This window comes from Exiguobacterium acetylicum, assembly GCF_022170825.1.
Lineage (GTDB): Bacteria > Bacillota > Bacilli > Exiguobacteriales > Exiguobacteriaceae > Exiguobacterium_A > Exiguobacterium_A acetylicum_B.
Genome location: NZ_CP081878.1, coordinates 1,447,089 through 1,459,189 on the forward strand (window position 1 = coordinate 1,447,089; position 12,101 = coordinate 1,459,189).

Consider the following 12,101-nt stretch of genomic DNA (forward strand, 5'->3'; position numbering starts at 1 on the left):
CGTTTACTTTTAAAAACGTTACGTAAAAGGAGGGAAAGAAGTGAAACGTTTTAGCCTACTCTTATCACCGCTGTTCGTTCTCGTCGGGGCTGTCTTTTTCACGACGTTCCGTCCAGTCGAACAATCGATCTATTTCTTAATCTTATTTTTACTAACGTGTTTGTCAGTGATGACCTTAGTGGAACGCCTCGTCAAACGTTATGATGTGATCCGTCGACTGAATACGATTCATCCACTGATCGGAATCGTGATGGGGACAGTTGTGCTTGTCGTATTAGTCGGTGGTCTCATATGGTTAGCACCTTCGCTAACGCATCCAAGTCTCGTTGGTCTTCTCGTAATCTTCCTTTCCATGTATGGCGGAATCCTCGTTCTCGGCTTTATCGTCAGTTGTTTTTTCGAAGGCATCACACGTCAAACGAAAGATCGGTTGATACGTCCAGTCCTTCTGTTCATCGGGACAGGCTATCTGATCTTGACCGTCTACGGTATCTTGCAACTCTACAATCAAACAGGATGAAATAAAGCCTCCATGACTGATGCGTCAAGGAGGCTCTTGTATTTACTCGACTTTCAGCGCAAAGCCAAACTGACCGTCTCCTTTTTTCCAACGAGATTGCAATTCATAGGCATAGACGCCCGGTTCCATCGGTGCTTTGAACTGGTCATTATTTAAGGAGATGCGAGACTCCTTTTTTTGATCGTTCCACTGTATTAGCTCAACTTGTTCTGGATTTCCAGATAATTCGACACGGACGGACTCTCCGGCAGAGACATTGACCGGCGTTTGTTTTTTGACCATGTCAAGCCCATTGCGATATGTTTTATCGACACATTGGCTGCGGAGTAAGCTATCCCAACAAAAAGAACCTTGAACGGTCGGGACATCCTTTCCTTGTGCCTCGACTTCAGGATTTGGTGGCGCGCCACGGAACGGTTCGAAGACGATGATGCACACGACCAATATAAGTAGGATTGCTAACATTAAAACACGTTTCATGGGACACCTCCTCGGTATTTGCTTTATTTTACCAAAATAAAATAAAGCACACGGAGTAGTCTTTCGAAAGAAAGGATATTCATTTCTTAAATTTCGAGATTTCGTTTGTTATCATTTTTCAGAAAACCGTTGCAATCGTTCATTCAACAATTCCGCGATATAGATCGTTCCGTCCGCACTGACCGCGATATCATGTGCGATCCGGAGTTGTCCCGCTTCCTTCCCCCACGCACCGAATCGTCTCTCGATTTTCCCTTGTTTGTTCAAGATGACGATTTGGCTTTGCGCGTTCTTTTTTTGTCCGTTTAAATAGTTTCCGCCATCAGCGACGTAGACTTTTCCGTTCGCACCGACTTCGATCCCGTACGGGCGACCGAGTTCCTTAGATGACCATGTGTCAATGTGTTTGCCAGTTCGATCAAAGACTTGAACCCGGGCGTTGTTCCTGTCCGCCACGTAGAGATTCATCTCATCGTCACTACTGATCCCATGTGGCAGATTGAACTGTCCGTCTTTTGTACCGAGTTCATTGACTTCCCATTTGACGTTTCCTTTTTGATCGAATATGACGATGCGACTGTTCCGGTACCCGTCAGACACGGCGAACGAGCCGTCCTTGAAGACGGTGATGTCTGTCGGACGGGCAAACGTTTTTTCATCTAGTTGCAGTGGGATGCTCGGTAAGACGTTTCGAATGCGTAGACCGACTTCCGTGAACGGACCATACGTGTTACCGAACGTCTGCAAGACTTTCCCGGACGGATCAAGCTTGAACACTTGATTCAAGCTGATGTCGGTGATCCAGATGTTGTTTTGATTATCAACTTCAAGACCATGCGGTGACTTGAATAGACTGGCACCGAGTCGTTTCTTCACTTGTTTCGTTTTCCCGTCAAGTACGATCAATGTTGGTTCTTTGATCAGTGTGTCATCCCCGTAAGCGTTACTTCCTCGATGTAAATAGTAGACGTCACCGTTTGGAGCGACGGCGACGCCACTTGCTTCACCGGCAATCGAACGATCGCTTGTTTCCAGCGGCCATGTGATCTGTCCACTGTATGTCGTATCTTTCGGGATTGGTTGATAGTTCTCTTTCATGACCGGATCCGAACCGCCTCTAAACCAGACAAGACCGAGTACGGTGATGGTCGCTAACGTCCCTATTAGAATAAATCGTTTTTTCATGAATCATTCCTCCATACATAATTTCGTATACGTATTATATCTAGATATTAAATGAACACGTATCAGGCTAGCGCAGGAGTCACGAAGTAACGGAAGCAGGATATTAAAATAAGATTGAATGGGTAAAGAAGAGAGACATCATATATTTATAAGAAAAGAAAGTGAGGCAAAAGCATGAAAGCAGTCACGGTCACAGGGCATGGTGGGCTCGATCAGCTCGCCTATATCGATCAAGAGACACCACAACCGAAACAAGGTGAAGTACTAATTGAAATCAAAGCATGTGCCTTAAACAATACGGAAATCTGGATGCGCGAAGGGGCATATGGTGCGGAGAACGAGTCGGGCTGGAAAGCAGAAGGGGTGCAATTCCCACGGATTCCTGGTTCAGATATCAGTGGACGAATCGTTGCGGTCGGAGACGGTGTCGCAGAATCGGAAATCGGACGTGACGTAGTCTTGTTCCCGTTTACAGCGAGTGGAGAAATCGAAGACGAACAGAGCGCCGAGGACTTGTCGTTCATCGGTTCCGAATATGACGGAGGGTATGCGGAGTATGTCTGTTGGCCACTCGAACTTTGTTACGACATGCCGCTTGAATCCTATACGGATAGTGCCGTCTTTTCGGTCAGTGGATTGACGGCGTGGCACATGGTCGAACAATTGGATTTACAAAAAGGACAAACGGTACTCGTAACAGGAGCGAGTGGGGGTGTCGGCTCACTCAACGTCCAGATTGCGAAGCGTGTCTTCGGTGCTCGAGTTATTGCGCTCGTTGGTGATCTTAAGCTGAAGGAGCAACTGCAAGCACTCGGAGCAGAAGTGGTCGTCTCCTACCGTGATCCGAACTGGGATCAGCAAGTGACGGAAACAATCGGTCCGGTCGATGCGATTCTCGATGTCGTCGGGGATGCCGTGTTCAAACAAGGACTTGATCTGTTGAAACGCGGCGGAACATATTGCATTTCTGGTTCATCCGGTGGACAGGTGACGTCGCTTGATTTCCGGACGCTTTATCTGAAGCATATTCGTTTGCAAGGATCAGTCCTTGGCAATCGCCATGATTATGAGAAGTTACTCGAGGCAGTTCGAACAAAAACGATTCAGCCTGTCATCGACCGGACGTTCCCGCTTGCTGAAGCACGTGAAGCGCAAGCCTATTTCAAACAAGCCGGGAAGTTCGGCAAGGTCGTCTTGATTCCATAAGAGAAAAAAGAACAAAACGAGCTATCCTCTTCCTCTTAAGGAAAGGATAGCTCGTTGGCGTTTCAATTCATCGATTACGTGTTAGGGAAAATATGATAGAGCGTGACGATCGATGTGACAGGTTCGTCTTCCGTATAGTCAGTGAATGTCTCTCCCGTCTGATGGATCGTATACTCCTGTATCGGAAAGAGTTCCGTAATCCATTCTGGAACATCTGTTGAAAGTGGAAGCGACTGAATCCGTTCAAGTGGAAACGGTGTTCCGACTAGATTTTGCGTGTGGACATGTAATGCGTCTTGCGAAGCATCCTCGAGTGCAATCGTCATGTAAATCTGGTGCTCCATCTGGTTTTCCTGTAGTTTTTGTCGCATATCCTGCAAGGCAGTCTGCGCAATTCGAAGGTGTGCTTTACGAAGGCGAAGGCTCATGTTGCCATGTCCACAAAAGTCAGGGTGTGCATGCCAGTCATTGAACCACTCATCGGTAGATATATAGGCTGGGGAAGAATAATTTTTGAATTCATGTTCGAGATTTTTAAAATAACGGCGTTTACCGCGAAATTTTTGCATGACTGTTATACCTTTCATCCGTATAAGATTGCTCCATTATATCATCGTAGTTGAAGTCAAACATACTAGAAAATGGGTAAAAGAAATATATGACTTTGTCTTGAACTAGTTTTTCAATGATGAGGGGGAAGGTGGAACCATGATGGTGGCATCGGTCTATGATTTGCAGGAAACGAGGAATAAAATCGATCAGGAACTGACGATTCGCTCAAGTAACGCTGTCATCCTCATGTGTGCGATTTTCATTGCTTCCATCGGATTAAATCTGAACTCGATTCCTGTCATCATCGGCGCGATGCTGATTTCCCCGCTCATGAATCCGATTCTTGGACTCGGCATCGCACTTGGGCTATCAGATATCCCCTTGTTTAAAAAAGCATTGCGTCTCTTGATCGTTCAGTTGACGATCAGCCTCGTGACATCGACGATCTATTTCTCGTTTTCTCCGCTGACGGCAGCAAGTGACGAACTGATCGCGCGTACGTTCCCGACGATTTGGGATGTTCTGATTGCATTTGCCGGAGGGCTTGCCGGATGGATTGGTCTACGGAAGAAAGGTGCGAACAACATCGTTCCCGGCGTTGCGATCGCCACTGCCTTGATGCCTCCTGTCTGCACGATCGGATACGCGATCGCGAATCAGAATCTAGCCTATGCACTAGGGGCCAGTTATTTATTTTTGATTAACTGTAGCTTTATTTTGATTGCGACGTTTTTAGGTGTGAAATGGCTTCTACGGTCTGACAACAGTCTGCAAATCCAGTCCTCTCGCCGGATTAATCGTTCGTTGATTGCCTTCGCCTGTCTGATCAGTATTCCGAGCCTTTATACAGCGTACGTCTTAAGTCAGGAAAGTCTGTTCCAAACGAATCTCGAGCGGTATGTCGATGAGGAATTCCGAGACACGTTCGTGATTGAGCATCGTTATGATGAAGAGCGGCGGAGCTTAACAGTCACGACATTAGGTATGCGATATGATGCACGTGAGCGAGAACAGTTAAGCGAGTCATTAGACGATTACGGTCTGGCGAACGTCAAGTTGACAGTCATCCAAATCCCAGACTTGAATCAACTGGATCGGGAGCAATTGGAAAAACTGTTTACCGATCAAACCCAACGATGACGGCACAAAGGGGGAAACACGATGCTCGCGTTTTTTATCCTGATCCGTAATTTTTTTCATGTCATCCGTATCTTGTTCAAGCAAGAAGAACAAAAAGCATTGATGATCATGGTTGGTGCCCTTTTCTTAATTGGAACAGTCTTTTATCATAATGTCGAAAAATTTAGTATTCTCGATGCATTCTATTTTTCCGTCATGACGCTTGCGACGGTCGGGTATGGAGACCTTGTTCCGCAAACGGCGTTCGGAAAATTATTTTCGATCGTTTATGTCATGCTGGGTGTCGGTGTCCTCAGTGCGGTCATCGTTAACTTCAATATGGCGTTAAAACAATATCACCGGGATAAGAAGAACAAGGAGGAGCGGAAATGAAGTCCCACCTGACACATCTCATCCATTGTCTGCTACTTGGAGCAATCGTCGGGATAACTGCGGCACTCTTCTTAAATGGCATTAATGGATCGATTCATGTCGTCTGGCACGTGTTACCTGATGTGGTTGATCTACCGTATCATGGAGTATGGATTGGATTACTAGGGGGACTTGGGATCGGTTTGGTGCAAAAGTATATCGGCGATTATCCGAAGACGATGCACGAGACAGTGGCAACATTTAAAAATGAGGGACGTGTTCCCTACAGGGGAGCACTGTGGAAAAATGCGGGAGCGGCATGGATCGTGCTGACCTGCGGGGCGAGTCTCGGACCGGAAGCGGCGTTGATCAGCATCCTTGGCGGAATGGTGACTTGGATCGGTGACCGCTTGCGTATGACGGAGCCGCAACGGCTAACGTTTTTGCAGACAGGGTATGCCGCAATGATATCGACGATTTTTCATGCACCGTTTGTCAGTGTGTCGGAAGCAATCGAAGAGGAACCGATTCAGAAGAACCCTTCCAAATGGGAGAAAGTCCAAAAAATCGTCTATTATGGCATCTGTACGCTGATTGCCCTCGTGTGCTTTCGCGGCATCATGCATCTGTTTCCGCATACACAGGTGTTTTCGATTAAAATACCGTCTATCGCCTGGAACATGGGCGTCATTTGGTTCATAGTGCCTGCAGTAGGGGTCGGAATCGTCTTTGGACTCTTATTTATACTGCTGGAACGATGGACGGATAAGGTCGCTTCCACTGTTACGCATCCTGTCAGATTAGCATTAATTGCAGGTCTTGCGATTGGTCTCGCTTCGCTGATATCACCGTACCTGTTATTTTCAGGTGAACACGAGATTCTGGAGTTTTCAAAAGAAGCCTCTTCCTGGTCGATCGGGGCATTGTTTCTCCTTGCCATCGGAAAAGGCTTATTGACCCATTTATGTTTTTCCTGTGGCTGGAGAGGCGGAAAGATCTTTCCGTTGATTTTTTCGAGTACCGTCATCGCGTTTTGTCTCAGTTCACTCAGTCCGTTCATGCCGGGTCTCATCATCACGATTGTCGTCACCGCAAGTTGTACCGTCGTCTTGCGCCAACCTTTAGTGACGGCTACTTTATTATTATTTTTATTTCCACTTCAGTTCTTTCCACTTATCGTCCTATTATCTCTAGGTATTCATCAGTTGATGAGTCGCTACGGAAAATATCTTCCCTTTTCAATCGTTTGATAAATATTGTTATGGCAAACTAACTAAATCATTATTTGTCTTATGTCTACTGTCTTTTTATACTTATCAGGAGATGACAGTAAAGGAGAAGAAGACATGATTGATTTTGAATGGTATCGGAGTTTCATTCACGTGTACCAACAACGTTCTGTCTCGGCAGCTGCACGAATTCGTTTTTTAACACAACCGGCGGTCAGTCAGCATATCGCGGCGCTCGAGGCAGAGCTTGAGACGTCCTTATTCATCCGTGCGCCCCGGCAAATGATTCCGACGGATGCTGGAAAAGAACTCTATACACAGGTCGTCGGATTGATTGATCGACTCGAGGCATTATCGCTAGAGATGAAATACGAAGCAGGGGAACAATCTCGTCCGCTCTTAAAGTTCGGGGGACCGACAGAATTCGTCACGCATGGGATCGTGCCGAAATTGCCGCTTGACGTCGCGCAGTTTACGGCCATCTTCGACTTGACGGTTCCACTGTTGCAACGCCTGCTTGCGAATGAACTCGATTTCATCATCGCGACGAAACGAATCGATGAACCGGGTGTCCAGTACGTCCCGATCGCCGACGAACGCTTTCATTTGATTGCGCCGATTGGCTACGACACTCCGGAAGTGGATCTTAAGGAATGGATGGACCGACAGCGCTGGATTAGCTATGGGCTCGAATTACCAATCATTCGTCGTTACTATCAGACGCAATTCGGAGAACGACCAGGGATCCGACCGGAGATGATTTTACCGAACGTCGATGCGATTCTAAAAGCAATCGAGGTGGGGCATGGCATTAGTGTTCTACCAGACTATCTCGTCGAGGCAGCGGTCAGCGCTGGTCGAGTACAGCGGATTGCGCCGGAACGATTTGCGACGAACCAATTATATGTCGCCTATCGAACGGATTCACGCCATGATCCGGTTTTACAACAGACGATTGTTGCCTTGCAATCTTAACCGTTATCCTGTTCATTTCATATGAATAGGATATTTTTCTGTTCCAAAAGAAAGACTATTCCGATAATTTTGTATGTGATAAATTGTAAATATAACATATTTTATCCAAATCAAGGATGGTTCTTTTTGAGTCCTACAAGGAGGCAGTATATGCTGAAGTTCATTTGGAACGCATGGTGGCGAAACAAAGAACGCTTTATTCTGTTACTCGTCGGTGTATTGATTGTCAGTACGGGACTGAGTTACCTCATTGGTACCTCTCAAGCGAACAAAGGAACAGTCGTCGACGCACTACAACAGCGCTGGCACTCTTCTTACGATATCGTCGTTCGTCCGCCGAACAGCCGGAGTGTGACGGAAGATTTGAAGTTACTCGAGCCGAACTACATGAGTGGGCTTGATGGCGGCATCACTCTCAAACAATATGAGACGATCAAACAGATGACCGATGTTGAAGTCGCGGCACCCATTGCAATGATTGGTGGCATAAATGTCGGTACTCCGATTGGTACACATACATTCAAAGAACAAGGGATCTATCGGTTGCGCATCAACAGTCAACAAGATACTGGTCTGAAAATCGAGCAATATACCACGGATCATTATTTAGGCGCTGGTTGGGAGCCGTTGGAAGATGCTACAAAAACGGGTCTTTCCCCGTTAAGCGTTGGAAAAGTGCCGTTATATGAGCAAGGTACATACGAGATGATTGCCGGAGTGGATCCGGAGGCAGAAGCTAAACTCGTCGGACTGAAGGACGCGGTCCATGCGACTGCGCACAGTCGTTATTTTGATCCGAACACAACCATTACGAAACGGGGAGACGGTGCCATACAAATTCCGGTCCTCTTGAACGAGCAGGAATATTCAACCGTCAAAATATCGTATACCTATGAAGATGTTGTCCTACCGCTACAAGATGATTCAATGAATGCAACAGTCAATATGATTGAACAAAAAGGCGGAAAACAATTCCTCAAGACATTAAAGACGGAGAACCCCAAAACATACACGATTACAAGTCAACAAATTCGAAAGAAACTCGTCACGGATATCTTAAACGGGACACATAAGTCGAACAATGCAAGCGAGTTCAACTGGATCAGTCAAAAGCCGTCACCTGTCAGTTATCAACCACTTAAAAGTCCGTTTGGGAACCGCTGGCCGTATACATATCAAGTCGAACCACAACGGGTCGAAGCGGATTCGTTGCTGGCAAAACGAGCGATGTACCGGAAACCGAATCCGGTCGGACAGACGAGTGATGATTGGATCAAGCTAGACATGAACTATATCGGCGTCTTCAACGCTAAAAAACTGAACCTATCTAAAGATCCGTTAACTGAATTGCCGATGGAGACGTACTTCCCGGCAAAGGCGCAGTGGGTGATGGATGCAAAAGAACAACCCATTAATCCGCCCCGCGACGTCGAAGCGATGGACGATGCCTTTGATTTCCTGACGAAACCACCATCGGTCTTGACGACGCTTGATGCTGCGTTTGCGATTCGGGGGGATAAAGCGATTTCCGCGATCCGGATTCACGTCAAGGGTGTCGAGATGTTGAACGAGCAAAGCGAAGCGAAACTACAAGCAGTCGCGCGAGAAATCGAGGACAAGACGGGTCTGATCACTGACGTCACACTCGGATCGTCTCCACAACTGGCCTTAACCTACTTACCAGGACTGGACGGAAAAAAAGCACTCGGTTGGGTTCAACAACCATGGATCAAGCTTGGCTCTTCCATCTCGATTTTTGAAGAGACGAAAGTTGGAATGGGCGGTGTTATCGCTAGTGTCATCGCAGTCGCTATCGTCTATGTCTTCAGTTCAAACATCATCTTACTCTATGCACGGAAAAAAGAGTTCGCGATCTTACTGTCGCTTGGTTGGCGACCTCGTCAACTTTCGAGATTACTCTTGCTCGAGGCGACATTACTCGGAACACTCGTCACGTTGATCGCCTGGTTGATTCTCGGCGGATTTTCATTAATCGGTAATGGTGGAACGAGTTTCGAACGGATTCTTTTAATCGGTCTTGCCGGTCTTTTGATCTACTGGGGTGGTACGCTCGTCCCGATGGCTTTGATTCGGCGCATCCGACCGTACGAGACGATGCGAGCCGGGGAAGTGACAACTGGGCGACGGTTCGTCCGTTCGACAGGTGTGCTTGGCATGAGTCTGAATCAATTGCTGACGTATTGGCAACGGACGGTCTTATCGATCATCGCGATTGCATTACCGACAAGTCTGTTCATGTTCTTCCTATTCGTCACGTTCCGCCTGAAAGGTGTCTTGTATGCGACATGGCTCGGTGAATTCGTTGCCCTTGAAGTCGGAACGATGCATTACATCGCAATGAGCGTCGCCTTGTTGATTGCGATTTTGACGACGACGGAAATCCTCTGGCAAAACGTCAATGAACGGAAAAGTCAACTTGCCGTCTTGAAAGTCACGGGGTGGCACGATCACTGGATTCGCTTACTCGTCTTGATTGAGGGAGGATTGACAGGATTACTAGCTGGATTGATTGGTCTCGCCGTTGCACTCGTCTTGATTTGGCAGACGTATCATACGTTCCCGACAGCAGACATTGGTTTTCTTTGTCTGACTTTACTGATTCCACTCGCAACAGGTATCGTCGGTGCGCTCTTACCGGCAGCCCGTGCCGTCCGAATTACACCGAGTGCTGCCATCAACCAAACTGTCGTCAATAGTAAAGCAACGGAAAAACGTTTCAAGATTGCGCTTGGGGCAATTGGAGGTGGTTTGGTCGCAAGCATCTTGATCCTCGGATTCTTTGCTGTTGCGAAGACACAACCTGCTCCGACTAACCCAGTAGCAAAACCGACAAAAGTGATCCAGACGACGGGAACGAAGATTGACGATCAACAGACACAAAAAGAGCGAGACTTTCCTGGAAAGGCATCGGTCAAAGAAAGCAATAAAATACTCGCAGCCGTCTTAAAAAAGGCAAGCTTCCAGACGTATCCGGGAGATGCGAACGTCAAACGGTACAACGATCTTGAGGTGAAGGAAGCGCGGACGTTGACGAACCGGAAAGCTCCTGCTGGGCAAAAAGCAATCATGATACGGATTGAAATGCAAGATTCAGACGAGATGGTGGTAGGCAGTTTCTATACGTATGAACCACAGTATTTCACGTTGACAAACGATCAGACGGGAACCCATGACCCGGTCGACGTCATTAATCGAAATCCAAAAGCCTGGATCGAGCAGTCGAAGTATTTGCCACCATACGAATCCCGCGTCGACTTGATCTATCATGTACCAGAAACAGCAAAAAAAGCCGTCTTGTTTTTAAATGGCGAATGGACAGCGCAAACCTATGCCTTCGAAATGAAATTGAAATAAGCAGGATAAACGAAAGAAGCCGATGATTGTCCTCAAGTGAGAGGGAAATCATCGGCTTCTTTTTTTCATACGTCATGTAAGAATGTCAACGCACGATCAGCGACGAGACTGGAACTATCCGTCCGATACGCTTGATAATGCGGTGAGGCGACATGTTGATCGAAAGCGTCTTGATCTCGCCATTGTTCGTAAAAGTAGAAGACATTCGGAGCATCAATAGCGCGATGTGCCTGATAGGTCAGGCAACCAGTCTCTGCGCGTGATGGTAAGATGACGTCTTCAATGATAGATGCGAGCTGTTCGCCTTGATTCGGATATGCTTCGATCCGGGCAATCAATTGAATCATCGATAGAACCTCCCATGAAAAGAGACCCTGCGAAAAAGGGTCTCTCGTTTCGATTAGTTGAGTGTATGAATGACGGCTTTAGCGACCGCGATCGTTGATTGTGGATTTTGACCTGTGACGAGATTTCCATCGACTTGGACGTTTTCCGTGAAGTTGTCAGCCGTGATGATGTTTGCACCGAGTTCACGAAGACGTGTCTCGAGCAAGAATGGCATGTAGACATCAAGTCCTGTCGCGCGTTCTTCTTCGTCCGTGAACGTTGCGATCGTTTTTCCAGCGACGAGTGGCGTTCCGTCTGAAAGTGTTGCACTGACGAGTCCAGCTGGTCCGTGGCAGACAGCAGCGACTGTTTTGTTCGCTTCAAACAATGTGCGAAGGGCGTTGTTCAAGGCATCACTTTGTGGTAAGTCGAACATCGTTCCGTGTCCGCCTGGCATGAAGATTGCATCGAACGTTGAGAAGTCCTCGATGAATTTTAAATCAAGTGTCTCTTTCAAGAGTGGAGCGGTTGCTTGGATCTCAGTTGGCACTTCGTCTTCAAGGCTCCGTGCGTCGATTGGTGATTCGCCACCGTTCGGACTTGCGACCGTTACTGTGTATCCTGCGTTCTTGAATTCAATGTATGCTTCTGCGAACTCCGATAACCAAAGTCCAGTCGCGTGACCTTCCTTCATTTCCTTTGCGTTCGTGACGACCATTAAGATATGTTTACTCATGATGTGTTCCTCCTTTTTCGTTTGC

General features: G+C 47.1%; 12 protein-coding genes. 7 read left to right on the top strand and 5 right to left on the bottom strand.

All coding sequences use genetic code 11. The features are described 5' to 3' along the window. The first annotated feature begins 40 nt into the window (after positions 1-40). Positions 41-520 carry a hypothetical protein gene (locus K6T22_RS07430; RefSeq protein ID WP_238239738.1) on the top strand — a complete coding sequence of 160 codons (480 nt, stop codon included), beginning with the start codon at positions 41-43 and terminating at the stop codon, positions 518-520. Between the two features lie 42 nt (positions 521-562). Here the strand turns inward: K6T22_RS07430 and K6T22_RS07435 are convergent, their stop codons facing one another. Together K6T22_RS07435 and K6T22_RS07440 are read right to left on the bottom strand one after the other, a co-directional pair. Further along, entirely contained in the window at positions 563-1,000 is a 438-nt protein-coding gene (locus tag K6T22_RS07435) for a hypothetical protein (RefSeq protein WP_238239739.1), read from the bottom strand. Positions 1,001-1,111: 111 nt separating this feature from the next. Then, positions 1,112-2,185 (bottom strand): peptidyl-alpha-hydroxyglycine alpha-amidating lyase family protein, encoded by a 1,074-nt coding sequence (locus K6T22_RS07440; protein ID WP_238239741.1) that lies wholly within the window; start codon positions 2,183-2,185, stop codon positions 1,112-1,114. Between the two features lie 174 nt (positions 2,186-2,359). On the opposite strand from K6T22_RS07440, the gene K6T22_RS07445 reads away from it, so the two are divergent. Further along, positions 2,360-3,391, top strand: a complete 1,032-nt coding sequence (locus K6T22_RS07445) for a zinc-binding dehydrogenase (RefSeq protein WP_238239743.1) — start codon at positions 2,360-2,362, stop codon at positions 3,389-3,391. Between the two features lie 74 nt (positions 3,392-3,465). Here the strand turns inward: K6T22_RS07445 and K6T22_RS07450 are convergent, their stop codons facing one another. Then, complete coding sequence (locus K6T22_RS07450; protein ID WP_238239745.1) at positions 3,466-3,960, bottom strand: hypothetical protein; 495 nt, start codon at positions 3,958-3,960, stop codon at positions 3,466-3,468. Positions 3,961-4,099: 139 nt separating this feature from the next. Between K6T22_RS07450 and K6T22_RS07455 the strand changes: the two genes are divergently transcribed. The 5 genes from K6T22_RS07455 (at position 4,100) to K6T22_RS07475 (ending at position 11,013) form a co-directional block, all read left to right on the top strand. Continuing rightward, complete coding sequence (locus tag K6T22_RS07455) at positions 4,100-5,083, top strand: DUF389 domain-containing protein (RefSeq protein WP_238239746.1); 984 nt, start codon at positions 4,100-4,102, stop codon at positions 5,081-5,083. 21 nt (positions 5,084-5,104) lie between these two features. After that, positions 5,105-5,455, top strand: coding sequence for a potassium channel family protein (locus tag K6T22_RS07460; RefSeq protein WP_238239747.1), 351 nt, complete (start codon positions 5,105-5,107; stop codon positions 5,453-5,455). Continuing rightward, positions 5,452-6,684: a chloride channel protein gene (locus tag K6T22_RS07465; protein ID WP_238239749.1), complete on the top strand. Its 1,233-nt coding sequence runs from the start codon at positions 5,452-5,454 to the stop codon at positions 6,682-6,684. Before K6T22_RS07460 ends, K6T22_RS07465 begins: the two co-directional genes overlap by 4 nt. Positions 6,685-6,780: 96 nt before the next feature. Beyond that, entirely contained in the window at positions 6,781-7,638 is an 858-nt protein-coding gene (locus K6T22_RS07470; protein ID WP_238239750.1) for a LysR family transcriptional regulator, read from the top strand. A gap of 150 nt (positions 7,639-7,788) precedes the next feature. Further along, positions 7,789-11,013, top strand: a complete 3,225-nt coding sequence (locus K6T22_RS07475) for an FtsX-like permease family protein (protein ID WP_238239751.1) — start codon at positions 7,789-7,791, stop codon at positions 11,011-11,013. A gap of 65 nt (positions 11,014-11,078) precedes the next feature. On the opposite strand, the gene K6T22_RS07480 is transcribed toward K6T22_RS07475, so the two are convergent. Continuing rightward, positions 11,079-11,360, bottom strand: a complete 282-nt coding sequence (locus K6T22_RS07480) for a putative quinol monooxygenase (RefSeq protein ID WP_238239752.1) — start codon at positions 11,358-11,360, stop codon at positions 11,079-11,081. A 53-nt stretch (positions 11,361-11,413) separates the two neighbouring features. Continuing rightward, positions 11,414-12,076 (bottom strand): type 1 glutamine amidotransferase domain-containing protein, encoded by a 663-nt coding sequence (locus K6T22_RS07485; protein WP_238239753.1) that lies wholly within the window; start codon positions 12,074-12,076, stop codon positions 11,414-11,416. Positions 12,077-12,101 lie beyond the last annotated feature (25 nt).